We start from the raw sequence: 17,850 nt of genomic DNA, 5'->3' as shown, positions 1-17,850 counted from the left end.
AACGCAGGTATCGCTTCCCATGCCCGGGTGCGTCAGGCGGAGTGCGCGCCCGACTCCACCGGCGTCGCGGTCCGTGCGGCCGCGCGGCGGGCGAGGAGCAGTGCCGCCGCCAGCAGCAGGATGCCGAGCACCAGGAGCACGATCGGCAGGATCGTGCCGACCAGGTTGAGCAGCTGCGCCTGGTCGGCGACCTCGTCGCCGCGGTCGTCGATCGAGTCGTCCGTGGAGTAGATCGCGATGGTCGCGAACGGCACGTCGACCGTCGTCACGCCGAGGTCCAGCGAGCCGGTGACCTCCTGCGTGCTGCCGCCGGCGATGGTGGCGCCCAGCTGCTGGTCGGCGTCGACGAAGGTGGTCGTGCGCGACGTCCAGGCGATCGGGATCTCGGCCGGGAGCGAGGGCAGCACCGCGGGCAGCGCGGCGAGGAGCTCCGGCGAGACCAGGCCGTCGAGGCCGGGGGCGAGTGCGGCGAGGGTCTCCTTGGGCAGCGACATCGGCAGGTTCAGCGCGGCCGGGTCGGCCAGCTCGCCCTCGGAGACCGACTCGTACCGGTAGACGGCACGGCCGCCGAACGTCTCCTCGCCCTCGAAGGTCACCGGGGCGGACTGCAACGTGTACTGGTCCCAGTACTCGTAAGTGCCGTCGGCGGTGGAGGGGCCGAAGGGCAGGGTGAACACCAGGCCCTCGGCGTCGGTCACGTCCTCGGCGCCGGCCGGGGCCGGTCCGGCCTCGGCGGTCTCCCGGTTCACGTTGAAGCGGACCTCGGTGATCGCCGGCTCGCCGGCGCCGACGGTGCGCTCGTCGGTGCGCTCGACGATCTCGCTGTCGCCGTCGACGTCCCCGGCGGAGACGTTGCGGGTGGCCACGATCGGGACGTCCTCGGCCATCACCTCGGTCGCTCCGCCCGAGAGGACGGCGGGGTTGATCCCGTTGTAGGTGCCCTCGAACTCGAGGGTGACGTCGAGGTCCTTCGGCAGGTGGGTGGCCGAGGGGACGACGACGAAGCGGACGATCGCGGCGGCGACGATCAGCAGCACGCCGACGGCGGCCAGGATGACGGACGAGCGGGTCGATCTCACGTGTGATGGCTCCGGGGGGAAAGGGTGCAAACCCGACGAGTCTGTGTCGCACTCGACTGTGACCTGCGTCCGGGTGATGCGCCGCCGGGCCGGGGACAGGGACGCCGTGACGTCGACCACCATGCATCCGGGCAACCATCCGCCGGGTCACTCCGGCCGGCGGCGCCGCTCACCCGGAGGGAAGGGCGCGTCGACGTCGAAGTGCACGCCCAGCATCCGGATGGCGAAGCAGACCGCGGCCGCCCCGATCGCGGCGACCGGTCCGCGGGCGTCGAGCACGTCGGCCAGCACCACCACCGTCGCCCCGACGAGCGCCGGCACCGCGTACAGGCCGCTGCTGAGCACCGAGGGCACCTGACGGATCAGCACGTCGCGCAGCGTGCCGCCGCCGACCCCGGTGATCGCGCCGACGATGACCGCCTGCGCGGGGCCGAAGCCCAGGTCGACCGCCTTGAGCGCGCCGGTGACGGCGAACAGGCTCAGCCCGGCGGCGTCCAGCAGGTTGATCGTCCCGTTGATCCGCTCCAGGTAGTGCCCGGTGAGGAAGGCGATCAGCCCCCCCGGCGGCGGCCACGGCGAGGTACCGCCAGTCGAGGAAGGTGGCCGGCGGGAGCGCGTCGAGGAAGACGTCGCGGATCGTCCCGCCGCCCAGCGCGGTGATCATGCCGAGGGTGATCACGCCGACGATGTCCAGCCGGGTGGCCCGCAACGCCGTGAGCGCGCCGTTGAGCGCGAAGGCGAAGGTGCCGACGAGGTCGAGCACCAGCAACGCCGTCGTAGCCATGGCCGGGAACGTATCCCGCCCGGTACTCAGGTCGCGGTGACGGCGAAGACCGGCCAGCCGATCTCGGTGCGCCAGGCCGTCGGGTCGCCGGTGTCGCGGGGGCCCACGAGGTAGGTCTCGCGGACCGGTCCGGCCACCGCGAGCAGGCGCCGGGCCACCCACGCGCCGAGCTCGCCGTAGGTGACGTCGATGTCGTCGTGCGCACCGGCGTGGACGGTGACGGCCAGCTCGGCGGCCGGCAACGTCACCGGGCGCACCCGCCCGCTGCGCGGCGGCTCGGCCGTCGGGAGGTGCACGAGCACGGAGCCCCGGCCGGTCTCGAACAGCGCGTCGTCGTACAGCCCGCCGGGGACGCCGGAGGGCGCGGGTACGACGGCGTCGAGTTCGGCCATGGCGCCGGAGTACCAGTCGAGGACGTCGTCGAGCGCGACGTCGTCCTCGATCGCGGCCACGGTGCGCGCCGGCTCGGTGCGCAGCTCGACGGCCGGACCGGCCGGGTCGGGCCGGAGCAGGCGGCGCAGCGAGACCACCGCGGCACGGGTCCGCTCCAGCTGCGACTCCAGCCGTTCGAGGTGCTCGGCGACCAGCGCTGCGCGGGTGCTCGGGTCCGGTGTGCCCAGGATGCGCGCGACGTCGGCCAGCGGGACGTCGAGCTCGCGCAGCCGGTGGATCACCTGCGCCGTCGGGATCTGGCCGGCGTCGTAGGAGCGGTAGCCGCTGGAGGGGTCCACCGCGGCCGGCTCGAGCAGCCCGGTGTCGTGGTAGCGGCGCAGCGTGCGCACGCTGAGGTGCGTCAGGCGGGAGAACTCGCCGATCGAGAGCACCCGCGCACTCTGCACCCTCTCCCTGCGGGAGGGTCCACCGCTTGACCCTCCCGCGGGGGGAGGGGGCACGGTCGACGCCATGACGCAGCCCTCGACCATCTCGCCCACCGACCTCCCCGCCGCCGTCCGCGAGTACCTCGCGGCGCACCTCGCCGGTGACGTCGACACCGCGCTGCGCAGCTTCCGCGCGGACGCCGTCGTCGTCGACGAGGGGCACACCTACCGCGGCACGGAGGAGATCCGCGGCTTCCTCCGGGACGCCGGATCGGAGTTCACGTACACGACCGAGCTGACCGGCGCGGAGCGGATCGACGGCGAGCGCTGGATCGCGGTGAACCACCTCGAGGGCGACTTCCCGGGCGGCATCGCGGACCTGCGGTACCGCTTCACGACCGCCGGCGGCCTGATCGCGGAGCTGGTCATCGCGCCCTGACCCGTGCCCTGCCGGGGAACCCGGCCCGCCGGTGTCCGATGCTTGGTGCGGACGGCACCGAGCGGGACGAGGGACCACGGCAGATGAGTTCGACCCTGAGCACCGTCGTCAAGCAGATCGGGCCGTCGGTGATGCTGCCGATGCTGGTCTACGAGATCGGCCACGGCGCGGTCATGCCGGTGATCGCCCTCGTCGCCCTGGACGCCGGCGCCTCGACGACGGTGGCCGGCCTGATGCTCGCCGCGATCGGCATCGGCACCATCCTGGGCGACATCCCCGCCGCCTGGCTGGCCAACCGGGTGGGCGAGAAGGGCGCGATGCTCGTGGCGATGCTCGCCTCGGCGGTGGCGATGCTCTCGGTCCTGGTGACCGACTCCGTCGCCGCCCTGGCCGTCGCGCTGCTCGTCCTGGGCGCCTGCGGCGCGACCATGCACCTGGCCCGGCAGTCCTACGTCGCCGACGTCGTCGCCGTCCACCACCGGGCCCGGGCGATGTCGACGCTCGGCGGCGTCTTCCGCATCGGGCTGTTCATCGGCCCGTTCGTCGGGGCAGGGGTCATCTCGATCTGGGGGACGCGCTCGGCCTTCGCCGTCGCGGTGGTGGCGTCCCTGGTGGCGGCGGTGATCCTGCTCCTCGCACCGGTGGAGGCCACCGGCTCGGCCGCCCGGACCGGCGCCGCCGGCCACGGTCCCGTCGGCGTCCGGGAGATGTTCCGCCGGAACCGGCGGCTGTTCCTGACCCTCGGCATCGCGGTCGCGTCCATCGGGGCGATCCGGGCGGCCCGGGTCGCGGTGATCCCGCTGTGGGCCGAGCACATCGGGCTGGACGCGACCACCACCAGCCTGATCTTCGGCATCGCCAACTTCGTGGACATGGCGCTCTTCTATCCCTCCGGCCACGTGATGGACAAGCTCGGCCGGCTGTGGATCGCCGTCCCCTGCATGGTGATCCTGGGGCTCGGCACCCTGGCCCTGCCGCTGTCGGACAGCGCGGTGAGCCTGACCGCGATCGCCATGGTGATGGCCTTCGGCAACGGGATCGGCTCCGGCATCGTCATGACCCTCGGCGCGGACACCTCGCCGGAGACCGACCGACGCTCCTTCCTGGCGGTGTTCCGGCTGATCAACGACGTGGGCACCTCGCTGGGCCCGGTCGTGCCGGCGGCGATCGCGACGGTCGCCACCCTCGGGGTGGGCATCGCGGTGATGGGCGGGGTGGGGCTCCTGGGCGCGGCCGGCCTGGCCCGCTGGGTGCCGAAGTACTCGACCTACGCCACCCGCGCCATGGTCCGCGACCACCACCGGCGGCTCGCCGAGGAGCGGAACGCGGTCACCGGGGGCTGAACACCGCGGCCAGCGCGGCGTCGGAGGCGGCGAGCGCGTCCCGGTCGAAGGTGCTGCTGCTGGCGACCAGCTCGGCCGCGCCGGCGCGGTCGAGCAGCTCGGCCAGCCGGCTCTCCACCTGCGCGGCGGTGCCGGCGACCGCGGCCGCGGCGGTCTGCTCGAGGTACTGCTGCTGCCGCGGGGTGCGGGAGGCGGCGCGGACCGCGGCGACGGGTTCCAGTGGTGGGAAGGCGCCCTGCGTGCGCGACCGGGCCATCGCCCAGGCCTCGGGCAGCATCAGGTCCGCGGCCTCCTCGGCGGTGTCGGCGACCAGCACGTCGAGGCTGACCGAGATCCGCGGCTCCGGCTGCTGCTCGGACGGCCGGAACTCGCGCCGGTAGCCGGCCAGCGCCGCCAGCCCGGGCCCCGGATCGCCGGCGACGCCCAGGATCGGGCCGCCGACGATGACCGGCAGGCCGAGCGCGGCCGCCACCTGCAGCCCCGATCCGGTGGCCAGCACGTGCATCGGGACGTCGCCGACGGGCCGCGGGTGCGCGGTGATCTCCGCGGAGCCGGTGAGGAAGGCGCGCAGCTCGGCGAGGTCGGCGGCGAAGTCCCGCTCGGTCTCCCGCAGCGCGCGGCGGACCGGCGGGGTGAAGCCGGGGGAGCGGCCCAGCCCCAGGTCGATCCGGCCGGGGGCGAACGCGGTCAGGGTGGCGAACTGCTCGGCGACGACGAGCGGCTGGTGGTGCGGCAGCATGACGCCGGCCGACCCGAGCCGGAGAGCCGACGTCGCGCCGGCGAGCGCGGCCAGCAGCACGGCGGGTGCCGCGCCGGCGACGCCGGGGACGCCGTGGTGCTCGGCGACCCAGAACCGGTCGTAGCCCAGCCGCTCGGCGTCCCGCGCCCGGGCGAGGGTTCCGCGCAGCGCGTCCGCGTCGGCCTCGCCGTCCCGGGTGCGGGACCGGTCCAGCAGGGACAAGCGGGGTTCGGAGGGCAGCACGCCCGGTCCAGCACCCGGCGGGCGGGCGCTGTTCCGAGCGGTCAGCCGACCTGGCAGACGCAGGCGCGGTCGAGCGCGGAGTCGACGGTCGCCCGGCACCAGCGCAGACCGACCGCGTCGTGGCCGGCCTCGGGGTGGCCGCAGGCGCCGCAGCCGGATGCGGGAGCGGGGGCCGGGACGGGATCGACCCGGAGTTCGGGCCGGTCGGCGGTGGCTACGGAGGTGGGCATGGCGAGCTCCTTCGGGCGGGGGACGGCGGTCACCAGTTGGACGGGGGATCGCTGGCCGGGAAGGAGGCCAGTCCCCAGTCCTCGACGACGTCGGTCACCGGGAGCTGCGACCGCGTCGGAACCGGCTGGGAGCGCCGGGTCTGCGCGACGGCGCTGCGCGGGGCCGGCCGGACTGCGGGAGGCGAGAGAGCGAGGGACACGGCGGTTCTCCTTCGGCTGGTGGAGCGTGTCCCCAGCGTGGCTCCCCGAGCCCCCCGTTCCCAGGGGCGCTACCGGCCATCTCGCCCCGGGCGATGTTGCCGGGGCCCGGCAAGCAGGTGCGGAGCGGTACCGGGATCAGGTCTCCGACGGCAGCGGCTGCGCCGGCCAGTCCAGCAGGCGGGCGCCCAGCACCGCGGCATGCAGGGCGAAGCGCTCCGATGGCTGCCCCACCCCGTAGCCGGTCAGCTGCCGGATGCGGGCGAGCCGGTAGGTGACGGTCCGGACCGACACGTGCAGCCGGCGGGCCGCCTCGGTCGCGACGTCGCCCGCGCCGACGTACTCGTACAGCGTCCGGAGCAGCGGCTCGGGCCCACCGCGGACGGCGTCGAGCGGGCCGAGCACGTCGCGCACGAGGTCGGTGATGGCCGCCTGGTCCCGCCCGAGCACGCGGTAGACGAGCAGGTCCCGGGAGTCGACGACGTCGGCGTCCGGATCCAGCCGCTCGGCGAACTGCAACGCCTCGCGGGCCTCCTCGTACGAGCGGGCCACGCCGTAGGCGCCGGGGAACGTGCGTCCCGCCGCGACCCGCCAACCCCGCGCCGGCTCCAGCCGGAGCAGCTCCTCCCGCAGCAGCGCCCCCAGCTCCGGCTCGCCGGACGGAGTCGCCGGCGGACGGTGCGGGACGACGACGACCACGCGGCCGTCCTTGGTCGCGACGAGGACGTCCCGGTCGCCGAACCGGTCGACGACGGCGCGCTCGAGCAGGATCGCCGACCGGCCGAGGCCGTCGTCGGCGTCCCGGAGCGCGGCCAGAGCCACCCGGTGGGACCTGCCCAGGTCCAGGCCGAACGGCTCGGCGCGCTGCACCATCTGGGCGACGTCGGCGTCGCCCCGCAGGAGGTCGTCGACGAACTCACGCCGCTGCGCCTCCTCGTGCCGCACCTGGTCCCGCCGTTCCGCCTGGTGCCCGGCGACGAGCGCACCGACGGCGTCGTCGAGGCTGCGCAGCACGGCCTCGGCGGAGCGGCGCACCTTCTCCGGGTCGCTGGACCGCTCGTCCAGGGGCAGGGCCCGCCACAGCCGCCACGCCGCGGACAGGTAGAGGTCCACGGCCCGGCGCGCGCCGACGCCCTGCGCCGCCGCCCGCCGGCCGAGCTCGCGCACCGCCTCGAGCTCCCACGCCTCCGGCCGGCGCCCGTCCACCGCCGCGTCGGCGAGGATCGGCAGGTAGTCGCCGATCAGGTCCAGCGGAGCGCGCGTGGCCGACGCGGCCGCGGCCCCGACGGCCTCGAGCCAGCCGTCGTCGCCGGGGGAGCGCCCGGGCGGGCGAGCTGGGGGCACGGTTCCTCCTCGCGGCGTCCGGCCCGTCGGAGCCGGCCGTCCGCACCGACCATCCTTGCCGGACGTCGGCAGCGTCAAGCGGGGCGGCCGCTCCGCTCCGTCCGGGGCAGGGCGAGCGTCGCGACCAGCCCGGCGGCCAGGACCAGGGCGCTCACCGCGAACGCCCACTGGAACGAGGCGACGTCGGTCAGCCAGCCGGCGACCAGCGGCCCGGTGATCGCGCCCAGGTCGGCCGACATCTGGAACACCGCCACCACGCGCCCGCCGCGCGCCGGGCTGACGTCGGCCACCAGCGCGGCCGGGGCGCTGGCGAGCAGGGCGGCGGCCAGCCCGAACACCGCCATGGACAGCAGGAACAGCCCCAGCTGCGGCGGCGCGACCAGCACCAGCATCGACGTGGTGGCCAGGGTGGAGCCGAGCAGCAGCGACGGGCGCCGGCCCCACTCGTCGACCAGCCGCCCCGACCGCAGCAGCGCGATCGCCTGCGCCAGCGACCCCGCCAGCAGGCCGGCGCCTGCCCAGGCGACGGTGCGGTCGAGCTCCTCGGTGACGTACAGCGGGACGAGGGAGTTGCGGACGCCGAACAGCACCCAGCCGACGCCGAGGTTGGCGACCAGCGCCGCGATGTAGGCGCGCGACCGCAATGCGGAGCGCAGGCCGACCGGGCCCGCGTCGAGGTCCACACCGGCCGGGGGCGCTGCCGTCGACGCCTCGGGGACGTTGCGCAGCAGCACCATGCCGACCGCGCCGGCCACCAGCAGGAACCCGGCGTAGAGGAAGAACGGCAGCCGCGGCGAGAGCTCGGCGAGCAGGCCGCCCGCGGCCGGGCCGGCGATGCCGCCGAGGATGAAGCCGCCCTGCCAGGTGGCCGCGGCCCGGCCGCGGTGCGTCGGCGGCGCCACCCGGAAGAGCAGCGAGAGCGCGGCGACGGTGAACATCGCGCTGCCCACGCCACCGGCCGCCCGCAGCGCCAGGAAGACGGGGAAGGAGCCGGCGAGCCCGGCCGCGCCGGTGGTGACGGCGACGATCAGCAGGCCCGCGGTGAGCACCAGCCGCTCGCCGAACCGCTCGACCAGCGAGCCGCCGCCGAACGCCGAGACGAACCGGAAGAAGGCGAACGCGCTGACGGCCAGGCCGACCGCCGTCCGGCCGACGCCGAAGTCGCGGGCGAACAGCGGGATGGCCGGGGCGACGATGCCGAAGCCGAGCGCCACGACGAAGGCGATGATCGCGAGGACGCCGACCTCCCGGGGGAGATCCCCCCGTCCTCCGAACCGCACGACCGTCGATCCTGGCACGCCGTGCCCGCGGACCCCGCCCCCGGTCAGGGGCGGGTGGCCGGCAGCTCCCGGCTCAGGCGGGCTCGGGCACCCCGCCCGGGTCGCCGCCGGGGTCGTCCGGCGTCGCCTCGATCGGGGGCGGCGGGAGCTCCTCGGGCGCGTCGGGCAGCAGCTCGGAGGGGTCGTCGGGGATCGGCTGGTCGGGGTCGATCTCCCGACCCGGTTCCGGCAGCGGTGAGACCATGCGGCCAGTCAACCAGCGGCGCATCCCCGGCGCAGCGCTGCCAGCGGAGGCGGGCGGCACCGCCCGAACGGGGGGACTCCACATCCCGGTGGCAGACGCTGGCGCCCGGCTCGGGGATGATCACGCGGTGGGCGGGGGGAGCGAGAACGCGGCGGTGCGTTCCGTGGCCCGGGTACGGCGGCCGAACGACGTCGTCCAGCTGCTCACGGCCGCGGCCGGGCTGGGCCTGATCGTCCTGCTCACCCTCACCACGCCCGACGCCGTCGACACGGTGGACCGCACCGTGCCCACGGTGGTGCGCGACCCGCTCCTCACGCTGTTCTCCCTCGCCTCGGTGGTGGCCTCGCTGGCGATGCTGGGTGTGCTGGGCACCGTGGCGGTCGACGCCGCCCGGCACCGCCGCGCGGCGCTGCTGCAGGCGCTCGCGGCCGGTCTGCTCGGCCTGCTCCTCGGTGCGATCGGGGAGCGGGTGGGCGACGGCGCCGGCGGCGTGGTGGCCGACGTGCTGACCGGCCCGCGCGACGACGCCGCGCTGGTCCCGGTGGTGGCCACGATCGCCTTCCTGGTCGGCGCGGACCTCCAGCGGCGCCGGCGGTGGCGGGCGCCGAGCCGGTGGGTGGTGCTGGCCGCGCTGGTCTGCGGGGTGGCGCTGGGCAACCTCACCCTCCAGGGGACGGTCGCGGCGGTCCTGCTGGGGGCCGTCGCCGGGCTGGCCGTGCGCCTGGCGGCGGGCGTCACCCCGGCCCGCCCGGTCGACGACGTCCTCCGCGCGGAGCTCGCCCGGGCCGGGGTGGTGGTCGGTGACCTGGAGGTCGTGGACCAGCACGCGGGCCTGGTCCGCCTGACCGGGACCGATGCCTGCGGCCCGGTGGGCGTCACCGTCGTCGACCCCGACGGCCGGGGGCTGCCGCTGGTGCGCCGGGCCGGGCGCATGCTCCGCTTCCGCGCCGCGGTGGTCGGCCGGCCCTCGCTGAGCCAGCGCGGCGACCTGGAGCGCGAGGCGTCCAGCGCGGCCCTGGCCGGCGCGGCCGGCGTGCCGGTTCCCGCGGTGCTCGCGCTGCTGGCCGTCGGCCCCGCCCTGGTGCTGGTCGAGCGGCCACTGCCCGGCACCCCGCTGACCGAGGCGGGCGACGCCGCCGAGGCCGGTCTGGCCGCGGCGTTCACGGCGCTGCGCCGGCTGCACGCCGTCGGGCTGGCCCACGGTGCGCTGACACCGGACAGCGTGCTGCTCGGCCCGGACGGTGCGGCCGGGTTCCGCGACCTGCGGGCAGCGCAGCCGGCCGCCGGGGAGCTCCAGCGCGACCTCGACACCGTCGCCCTGCTCGTCGGCGGCGCGACCGTCGTCGGGTCCGAGGCGGCCGTCGCGGCGCTCCGGGCGGCCCGCGCCCCGGGCCCGATGCCCCCCCGCGTGCCCGCGCTCCTGCAGCCGGTCGCCCTGCCGGCGTCCGTCCGGCGGGCCGTGCGCGGCACCGAGCTCCTCGCCGAGCTGCGGCGGGCCCTGGCCGGCCCGGACGGGACGGTGGCCGCTGCCCCCCGCCTCGAGCGCTTCTCGCTGCGGGTGATCGTCACCGTCGGCGCCTCGACGGTCGCGGCCTTCCTGCTGGCCTCGCAGCTGTCCCAGGTGAGCATCGTCGACGAGCTGGGGCGGGCGCACGCGCCGTGGCTGCTGGTCGCCCTGGGCGGCTCCGCGCTCACCTACCTGGGCGCGGCCCTCGCGCTCATCCCGTTCGTGCCGGTCGCCCTCTCGCTGGCCCGCACGACGCTGGTGCAGGTCTCCTCGGCGTGGCTGACCCTCGTGACGCCACCGACGGTCGGCCACGTGGGGCTCAACATCCGCTTCCTGCAGCGCGCCGGCCTCACGGTGAGCGCTGCCGCGGCCAGCGTCGCGGTGAGCCAGGTGGCCACCGTCGCCTCCACGGTCCTGCTGCTGCTCGTCGTCGGGTGGGCGAGCGGGGTGTCGACCTCGCGGCTGTCCCTGGTGCCCAGCGGGGACGTGCTGCTGGTGCTGCTCGCGGCGGTCGCCGTCGTCGGGCTGCTCGCCGCGATCGCGCCGGTGCGGCGGCTGCTGCACAGCCGCCTCGAGCCGCTGCTCCGCCAGTCGCTGCCGCAGCTGCTCGCGGTGGCGACCGAGCCGCGGCGGCTGGCGACCGCGCTCGGCGGCATCCTGCTGCAGAACGCGGGCTACGTGCTGGCCCTGGACGCCTCCCTCCGGGCCTTCGACGTCTCCCTCGCGCTGCCCACCGTGATCGGGGTCTACCTGGTGTCCTCGGCGGTGGGTTCGGTCGCGCCCACCCCCGGTGGCCTCGGGGCGGTGGAGGCGGCGCTGATCGGTGGCCTGACCGCGACCGGCGTCCCGGTGGCCGGGGCCCTGGCCGCGGTGCTGGCCTTCCGGGCCGTCACCTTCTGGCTGCCGGCACCCGTCGGCTGGGTCGCCTTCGTGCAGCTGCAGCGCCGCCGGTACATCTGACCGGACGAGTCACCCGGCGGCGTCGAAGACAGCGGTCTCCCAGTCCCGGGTCCAGGGCTGCCGGCTGTACGCCAGGTCCAGCCGGCCGGGCCGGGCGTCGAGCGTCTCGGCGAACACCGTGCCGTAGACCCGGCCCTCCCGCTCCCGCCGGACGACGAGGGCCGCCGGGTCCTCGGCGGGCTGCTGCTCCTGCACCAGCTCGCGCCAGCGACCGGGGAAGGGGGCCTGCGCGAACGGCTCGCGCCAGAGCTCGCCCTTGCGGTCCTCCGGCCCGCCGGAGGTGAAGACGTGCGTGCCCTCGCCGTGCTCGGCCCGCAGCAACTCCTCGCCGTCGTGCTCCCAGCTGGTCAGCCGGCCGGGCGCGGCCAGCACGAGCAGGAAGCCGGCCATCCCCGCGAGCCGCACGTGCGAGGTCCAGTCGTCCCCGTGGACGGCGGCGAGCAGCGGCAGGACGCCCCTGCTCGGGGCGCCCTGGGCGGCCGGCCGCTCGTGGTACCGGTTGAGGACGAGGGCGGTGACGCCGGTGCCCACGTCGGTGGCGCACCACGTCCCGCCCGCGAGACGGTCGCGGCCGCCGACCACGTCGGGGAGCTCGGGCCACCACCGGCCGGGGGAGTCGAACTCCCGGCCGACCACCTCGTCGCGGACGGCGAGGATCTCCGTCGGTCCGGCGTCCGACCGTCGCACCACCACCGTGCACATGCCCCCATCCTTCGTGCCGCCCGCCGGGCGGATGCCCCGGGGGTCGGGACCTTGCGCCCTGGCAGCCGGCTCGCGGCCGAGGACCCTGGCGGGCATGCGGCGGACGGTGGCCGGGGGAGCGGTCCTCCTCCTGCTCGCCGGGTGCGGCGCGGAGCAGGACGCCGGCCGTGCCCCGGCGCCCGCGGCGGTCGACTGGCGCGCGACCACCTACGAGCTGACCTGCGACGGCGTCGTCCCCGACGGGTTCCGGGCGCGGGTGGTCGACGGAACCGCCCGTGTGCCCGCGGACGGAAGCCGCCCGCCCTACTACGACTCCTACGAGGTGCGGGTCGTGGCCACCGCCGCCGGGAACGTCGACGACGAGGGCGGCGCCGACACCGTCGTCCTGCTGGAGTGCTCGCCGCAGCCGTCGAACGGAATCGTCCAGGAGGTGCTGGTCTTCTCCTCGTCCGGTCGCCGGCTGGGGACGCTCCCCAGCCCGCGCACCCTGCAGGGGGAGGCGCCGCTGCCCCCGGTGCACCAGCCGGGCGGGCTGTCGGTCGAGGACGGCGTGATCGTGTCCCGGATGTCCGCGTACGCGCCCGGCGATTCCCACGCCGACGGCCCCTCGGTACCGGTCACCGTGCGCTGGCGGCTCGACCGGCAGGGCGTCGTGCGGATCTCGTCGTCGTGACGGCACGTCGGCGCACCGGAATCCGGTGACATCCCGGAGCGAGGGGCGCACAGTCGGCGGTGACGTGTCACGGGGGGTGCGCAGGAACAGCCGTGGGCGGGGGTGACGGTCGATGACGGACCTGACGACGCCGCGAGCGCCCGAGCGACCGCACCCCGTTCCGGTGCCGCGCGACGAACTCCCGGCGGAGCCGCCCCGTCCCGGGGGAGATCCCGTCGAGCTGGCCCGGCTGCTCGCCCTGGTACGGCTCACCGCGCCCCAGGCGGTCGTCATCGCCGGCCAGCTGCTGGCCGCCCGTGCCGAGCGGGAGCAGGGGAGCGCGACGGAGCCGGTCCGCGCGCGGCTCACCCCCGACGGCCGGATCGTGCTCGACCCCACCCCGGCCCCTGCCACGGGGGAACCCCTGGACCGGGTGCTCGCCGACATCGCGGCGGCCGCCCGGCGCCCCGCCGGGGCGGCGTCCCCGCTCGCCGCAGAACTCCTGGCCGAGCTCGACCGGGCGGTGGCGGCCGTGCGCTCCGAGGACGCCGACGTCGCGGGCCGCCGGCTGGCCGAGGCCGCCGCGAGGGTCGACGGGCCGGCGGTCCGCGCGGAACTGGCCGCCCTCGCCGGAGCCGTGCGGGGACTCCCCAGCGGCGCCGGTGGAGGCGCCCCCGCGCCTCCGCGGCCGGCCCCGGTGCGCACGGCGGCCGCGCCGCGGCCTCCGCGACGGCCACGGCCCGCGGGACGGCGGATCGGCGCGTGGCTGCTCTCGCTCGTCGTGCTCGGCGCCGTCGTCACCGCCGAGGTCGTGCTCCTCGGCGACGACATCACCAGCGACATCGACCTGCTCCTGGACGCCGGCCGCGGCGGCGAGCGGCCGCCCGACGAGCCCGAGCCGGACGGGCTGCCCGTCGTCGCCCCGGCGCCCGCGTCCGCCGGAAGCGTGGTCGCGGTCGACCTGCGTCGGCTCGCGAGCTGCGCGACCGGTGCGCCGTGCACCGTGCGGCTGTTCGTGCGTCTGCTCCCGTCGCCCGAGCCGCAGGTGCTGACCTGGTCCTACCGGGTGGTCGACCGGTGCACCGGTGCGTCGACGTCGGTGCCCGGCGGGAGCCTGCCGGTGGCGCCGCAGGCCGATCGGGTGGCCGTGGTGGCCGAGGTGCCGCTCCCGCCGCTGGCCGGCGTCGCGCTGATCGCGGTCACCGAGGCCCCGGCGGCCGCGGCGTCGGCCCCGGTGAGCACGGGCTCGTGCCTGCCCGCCGGGCCGGGCGCGTGAGACGGGCGGGGGGAGACGCGCCGTGCCGAGGACCGGGCCCCCACCGCGGACGACGACGCGCCGTCGCCGGACCACCCGCGAGCGCCGGCAGAACCGCCGGGGTGCGGCCTTCGACCTGCTGGCGGTGCTCGCCGCCGGCGGCCTCGTGTTCCTGGGGATCGCCAACCTGTACCTGATCGGCGACCGCGACCTCGCGGTGCGGCAGAGCCTGATCGCCGTCGGCGGCGTGCTCGCGCTGGCCGTGTTCTGGCGCGTGCGGGTCCGCTACCTGGGCGTCCTGGCGTGGGCCGCGTACGGAGCGGCGGTGCTGCTGCTCGTCGGCGTCCTGGCGGTCGGGCTGTCGGCCAACGGGGCGACCCGCTGGTTCGCGATCGGCCCGGTGACCTTCCAGCCCTCCGAGCTGGCGAAGCTCGGCCTGCTGCTGGTGCTCGCCGGGGTGCTGGGCTCGGGCCGGCCGGCCTGGCAGCGGTTCGCGCTCGCCGTGCTGCTGGCCGCGCTGCCCATCGGGCTGACCCTCCTGCAGCCGGACCTCAGCACCGCGATGCTGCTGACCGTCCTCACCGCCGGCCTGCTGCTCCTGGGGCGCGTCCCGGCCCGGTTCCTGCTGCCGCTGGGCGCCGCCGCGGCGGTCTCGGCGCCGCTGCTGATCAGCTTCCTGCGGCCCTACCAGGTGTCCCGGCTGGGCAGCTTCCTCGTCGGGGCGCACGAGTCGCCGACCGGCTCGGGCTGGGCGATCCGCCAGGCGCACATCTCGGTGGGGTCCGGCGGGTGGTTCGGGCGCAGCGACGACCCGCTGCGCCTGCTCCGCTCCCAGTACCTGCCCGAACGGGACACCGACCTGGCGCTGGCCAGCCTGGTCGGACAGTGGGGCCTGGTCGCGGGCGCCGGGGTGGTGCTCGCCGCGCTGCTGCTCGTGTGGCGGCTCGCGCTGGCCAGCCGCGCGTCGCGGACGCCGCACGGCGCGCTCGTCGCCGGCGGGCTGGCGATCCTGCTGGGCATAGAGACCGTGGTCTCGGTCGGGGCGAACCTCGGCCTGCTGCCGCTGGCCGGCGTGCCCTTCCCGCTGGTCAGCTACGGCGGCACCGCGCTGGTCGTGCACCTGGCCGCGATCGGCGTCGTCCTCGCCGTGCGGCGCGACGGCGCGCGCCGCCGGCTGTGGGCCGCACCGGGCCGGCTCAACCCGCGGCCGCGACTGGTGCGGCTGGCCGCCGTCGCGCTCACGGCGATGCTCGTCTCCTTCGGCGTCTACGGCTGGCGGCTCCAGGAGACCCGCGGCGAGGCCCTCCAGGTCGCGGGCGACGAGCAGATGACCCGCTGCTTCCGGCTGCCCGCCCCCCGGGGCACCATCACCGACCGGCACGACGTGCCGCTGGCCCTCGACGCCGGGGACGCCGGAGTCGGCATGGACCGGGTGCTCGGCGTGCCCGCGCTCCTGCGCAGCCGGCCGGCCGACGTCGACCGGCTGGCCCTGCTGACCGGTGCCCACGCCCCGGACCTGCACGCGCTGCTGGCCTTCACGGAGGACACCACGCTGTCGCTGCCGATGGCCGACGTGCCACGCCCGGTGGCCGACGCCGTCGCCGCGGCCGGCATCCCCGGGGTGTTCGTCGTCCCCCAGCCCCGGCGGGCGTACCCGCACGGCACGCTGCTCGGACCGGTGCTCGGCTTCGTGGGGGTCGCCACGCCCGAGGACGTGGCGCGCTGGCCGGGGCTGGCGGCGGGGGAGGCGGTCGGGCGGGCCGGGCTGGAGCGGCAGTACGACGCGGTGCTGCGCGGGATCGGCGGGCGGCAGTGCCTCTACGTCGATCCCCGGGGCGTGCCGGTGACCCTGGGGGAGCTGCGGCCGCCGGTGCGCGGTGCCGACCTGCGGCTGTCGATCGACCTGGGTCTCCAGCGACGGCTGGACGCCGGTCTCGCCGCAGCCCTGGCCGCGCAGCCCCGGCCGGTGGGCAAGATCGGCGCGGCCGTCGCGATGGATCCGCGCACGGGTGCGGTGCTGGCGATGGCCAGCGCTCCGTCGTTCGACAACAGCGTCTACGGCCCGCCCGTCGACGGCGCCGCGTTGCAGGCGCTCGCGGACGCGCCCGGTTCCCCGATGCTCGAGCACGTGACGCAGGCGGTGGCGCCGCCCGGCTCGACGTTCAAGCTGGTCACGGCCGCGGCCAACCAGGTGCACCGGATCTACGCGCCGCGACAGGTGATCCCGACCGGTGCCAGCTTCACCTACGGCGGGCACACCTTCGGCAACTGGCGGCCGATGGGGCCGATGGACCTGGTCCAGTCGATCGCGGTCTCCAACGACGTCTACTTCTACAAGCTCGCCGTCGCCCTCGGCGCCGACCGGCTGATCGGCACCGCGCGCGACCTGGGCGTCGGCGCGCGGACCGGGATCGACCTGCCCGGCGAGTCCGCGGGCCACCTGGGTTCGCCGCAGACCGCCGAGGCCGAGGGCCGGACCTGGTACGGCGGCTCCACCGTCATCCTCGGCATCGGGCAGGGCGATCTGACGGTCACGCCGCTGCAGAACGCCGGCTGGACCGCCGCCGTCTCGACCGGCCAGCTGGTCACGCCGCGGCTGGGGATGGCCCTCGGCACGGGGCCGGGGACGCACCTGTCGCTGCCCGCCCCGCCGCCGCGCCCGCTGCCCTTCGACGCCGACCTGGGCCCGGTGCGCGACGGGATGCGGGCGGTCGTGGCGGGCGGCACGGGCAGCCGGCTGAACGACCTGCCGGTGCCGGCCGGTGCGAAGACCGGAACGGCCCAGGACGGCGGTCTCCGCGACGACGAGTACGACAACTGGATGTCGGCGGTCGCCCCCATCGGGGCACCGGAGATCGTGATGACGGCGCTGGTGCAGGGACCGGGCACGGGGGCGAACAGCGCCTCCGCCGTCGTGGACGACGGCCTGCACTGGTTCTACGCGCACCGCGCCGAAGTCCTGGCCGTCGGCCCGCCGGCGCCCTGACGCCTCCGCGGCCGCGCTCAGTTCCGGCCGTAGGCGGCCAGCAGCGGGCGGTTGCGCAGCGCCCGGGCGGCGCCTTCGGCCACGCAGGTCAGGGGCTGCTCGGCGAGCTTGACCGGCAGGCCGAGCGCGCTCTCCAGCTGTTGCGGCAACCCCTGGATCAGCGCGCCCCCACCGAAGACCAGCACCCCCTCGGCGAGCACGTCGGCCAGCGCCTGCGGCGGAAGGTCGTCGAGGCAGCCGCCCAGCGCCCGCACGATCTCGTCCACGACCGGCCGCACCGCGGTGGCCACCTCCGCCGGCTGCACGGTGACCAGCCGGGGATGGCCGGTCGCGCCGTCCCTGCCGTGCACGACCAGCGGGCCGCCCTCGGCCGTGGGGGAGGTCTTGACCCGCTCGGCCTCCAGCTCGCCCACCTGGAGCTGGTGCTCCTCCCGGAGGTACCGGGCCACGGCGCCGGTCATGTCGACCCCGCCCACCTTGCTGGTCCGCTGGGCCAGGACACCGCCGTAGCAGAAGGCCACCGCCGCGGCCGATCCGCCGCCGACGTCGATGACCAGGTGCACCCGCCGCTCGAGCGGGTCGAGCCCGCAGCCCACCGCGCCCGCGACGGCGTCGTCCAGCGCCGTCACCGGCCGGATGCCCGCCTCCTCGGCCGCCTCGAGGAGGACGCGGACCTCGAGCGAGGTGGCGTCCGCCGGCACCCCGATCACGGCGCGGGTCGGGGTCCAGGCCCGCCGCCCCGCCCGGGCCAGGACGGCGCGCAGGTAGAGCCGGGCGGTCTCCAGGTCGGTGACCACCCCGTCGTGCAGCGGCCGCACCGCGGCGAAGCGGGCAGGGCCCCGGCCCACCAGCTCGGCGGCCTCCCGACCGACCGCCAGGATGCGCTGTCTGCGGCCCCCGCCCGGCCGCAGGATGAGCACGCTCGGTTCGTCGTACACGATGCCGCGGCGGACGTCGCTCACCACCGTCGTGGCGGTACCCAGATCGATGCCGAGATCCATGCGCGAACTCCTGACCTGCGGGCGACCAGTCTGGGACTCCCGGCAC

At 76.5% G+C, this 17,850-nt stretch carries 17 protein-coding genes and 1 pseudogene; 6 read left to right on the top strand and 12 right to left on the bottom strand.

From position 1 onward, the window contains the following. Positions 1-32: 32 nt before the first annotated feature. The 4 genes and pseudogenes from CRP29_RS11670 to CRP29_RS11660 all read right to left on the bottom strand — a co-directional run bounded on the left by CRP29_RS11670 (position 33) and on the right by CRP29_RS11660 (position 2,687). Positions 33-1,079 carry a porin PorA family protein gene (locus tag CRP29_RS11670; RefSeq protein WP_176522934.1) on the bottom strand — a complete coding sequence of 349 codons (1,047 nt, stop codon included), beginning with the start codon at positions 1,077-1,079 and terminating at the stop codon, positions 33-35. 147 nt (positions 1,080-1,226) lie between these two features. After that, on the bottom strand, positions 1,227-1,520 hold the full coding sequence (locus CRP29_RS23270) for a trimeric intracellular cation channel family protein (RefSeq protein WP_245852779.1): 294 nt from the start codon (positions 1,518-1,520) through the stop codon (positions 1,227-1,229). A 175-nt stretch (positions 1,521-1,695) separates the two neighbouring features. Continuing rightward, positions 1,696-1,863: pseudogene (locus CRP29_RS23265) on the bottom strand (TRIC cation channel family protein); the annotation flags it as partial. Between the two features lie 26 nt (positions 1,864-1,889). Further along, on the bottom strand, positions 1,890-2,687 hold the full coding sequence (locus CRP29_RS11660) for a MerR family transcriptional regulator (protein ID WP_097195206.1): 798 nt from the start codon (positions 2,685-2,687) through the stop codon (positions 1,890-1,892). A gap of 79 nt (positions 2,688-2,766) precedes the next feature. Between CRP29_RS11660 and CRP29_RS11655 the strand changes: the two genes are divergently transcribed. Further along, positions 2,767-3,120, top strand: a complete 354-nt coding sequence (locus CRP29_RS11655; RefSeq protein ID WP_097195205.1) for a nuclear transport factor 2 family protein — start codon at positions 2,767-2,769, stop codon at positions 3,118-3,120. Positions 3,121-3,203: 83 nt separating this feature from the next. After that, positions 3,204-4,463: an MFS transporter gene (locus CRP29_RS11650; protein ID WP_097195204.1), complete on the top strand. Its 1,260-nt coding sequence runs from the start codon at positions 3,204-3,206 to the stop codon at positions 4,461-4,463. Here the strand turns inward: CRP29_RS11650 and CRP29_RS11645 are convergent. The 6 genes from CRP29_RS11645 to CRP29_RS22735 all read right to left on the bottom strand — a co-directional run bounded on the left by CRP29_RS11645 (position 4,450) and on the right by CRP29_RS22735 (position 8,741). Next, positions 4,450-5,445 carry an MsnO8 family LLM class oxidoreductase gene (locus CRP29_RS11645; RefSeq protein WP_097195203.1) on the bottom strand — a complete coding sequence of 332 codons (996 nt, stop codon included), beginning with the start codon at positions 5,443-5,445 and terminating at the stop codon, positions 4,450-4,452. The two genes, CRP29_RS11650 and CRP29_RS11645, sit on opposite strands and share 14 nt — an antisense overlap. A 41-nt stretch (positions 5,446-5,486) precedes the next feature. Then, complete coding sequence (locus CRP29_RS11640; RefSeq protein ID WP_141437113.1) at positions 5,487-5,675, bottom strand: RGCVC family protein; 189 nt, start codon at positions 5,673-5,675, stop codon at positions 5,487-5,489. Positions 5,676-5,704: 29 nt separating this feature from the next. After that, the gene (locus tag CRP29_RS22740; RefSeq protein ID WP_176522933.1) at positions 5,705-5,875 is read right to left on the bottom strand and encodes a hypothetical protein; all 171 of its coding nucleotides are present in this window, start codon (positions 5,873-5,875) and stop codon (positions 5,705-5,707) included. A 136-nt stretch (positions 5,876-6,011) separates the two neighbouring features. Then, complete coding sequence (locus CRP29_RS11635) at positions 6,012-7,217, bottom strand: PucR family transcriptional regulator (protein WP_097195201.1); 1,206 nt, start codon at positions 7,215-7,217, stop codon at positions 6,012-6,014. Between the two features lie 74 nt (positions 7,218-7,291). After that, entirely contained in the window at positions 7,292-8,497 is a 1,206-nt protein-coding gene (locus CRP29_RS11630; RefSeq protein ID WP_097195200.1) for an MFS transporter, read from the bottom strand. A gap of 73 nt (positions 8,498-8,570) precedes the next feature. After that, positions 8,571-8,741 carry a hypothetical protein gene (locus CRP29_RS22735; protein ID WP_176522932.1) on the bottom strand — a complete coding sequence of 57 codons (171 nt, stop codon included), beginning with the start codon at positions 8,739-8,741 and terminating at the stop codon, positions 8,571-8,573. 163 nt (positions 8,742-8,904) lie between these two features. On the opposite strand from CRP29_RS22735, the gene CRP29_RS11625 reads away from it, so the two are divergent. Then, the gene (locus CRP29_RS11625; protein WP_141437112.1) at positions 8,905-11,208 is read left to right on the top strand and encodes a lysylphosphatidylglycerol synthase transmembrane domain-containing protein; all 2,304 of its coding nucleotides are present in this window, start codon (positions 8,905-8,907) and stop codon (positions 11,206-11,208) included. Positions 11,209-11,217: 9 nt separating this feature from the next. Here CRP29_RS11625 and CRP29_RS11620 read toward each other — a convergent pair whose 3' ends face one another. Next, positions 11,218-11,910 carry an NRDE family protein gene (locus CRP29_RS11620; RefSeq protein WP_097195198.1) on the bottom strand — a complete coding sequence of 231 codons (693 nt, stop codon included), beginning with the start codon at positions 11,908-11,910 and terminating at the stop codon, positions 11,218-11,220. A gap of 94 nt (positions 11,911-12,004) precedes the next feature. Here CRP29_RS11620 and CRP29_RS11615 point away from each other — a divergent pair, with 94 nt between their 5' ends. The 3 genes from CRP29_RS11615 to CRP29_RS11605 all read left to right on the top strand — a co-directional run bounded on the left by CRP29_RS11615 (position 12,005) and on the right by CRP29_RS11605 (position 16,803). Beyond that, positions 12,005-12,583: a hypothetical protein gene (locus CRP29_RS11615; protein WP_097195197.1), complete on the top strand. Its 579-nt coding sequence runs from the start codon at positions 12,005-12,007 to the stop codon at positions 12,581-12,583. 112 nt (positions 12,584-12,695) lie between these two features. Then, a complete protein-coding gene (locus CRP29_RS11610) occupies positions 12,696-13,838 on the top strand; it encodes a hypothetical protein (protein ID WP_097195196.1) in 1,143 nt (380 codons plus the stop codon). Positions 13,839-13,860: 22 nt separating this feature from the next. After that, positions 13,861-16,803: an FtsW/RodA/SpoVE family cell cycle protein gene (locus tag CRP29_RS11605; protein WP_097195195.1), complete on the top strand. Its 2,943-nt coding sequence runs from the start codon at positions 13,861-13,863 to the stop codon at positions 16,801-16,803. 17 nt (positions 16,804-16,820) lie between these two features. On the opposite strand, the gene CRP29_RS11600 is transcribed toward CRP29_RS11605, so the two are convergent. After that, complete coding sequence (locus tag CRP29_RS11600; protein WP_097195194.1) at positions 16,821-17,804, bottom strand: rod shape-determining protein; 984 nt, start codon at positions 17,802-17,804, stop codon at positions 16,821-16,823. Positions 17,805-17,850 lie beyond the last annotated feature (46 nt).

This window comes from Blastococcus aggregatus (genome assembly GCF_900221005.1).
Taxonomy (GTDB): domain Bacteria; phylum Actinomycetota; class Actinomycetes; order Mycobacteriales; family Geodermatophilaceae; genus Blastococcus; species Blastococcus aggregatus.
Note: the sequence above shows the minus strand (reverse complement) of the source record. Positions and strands in the feature narration are given on the sequence as shown.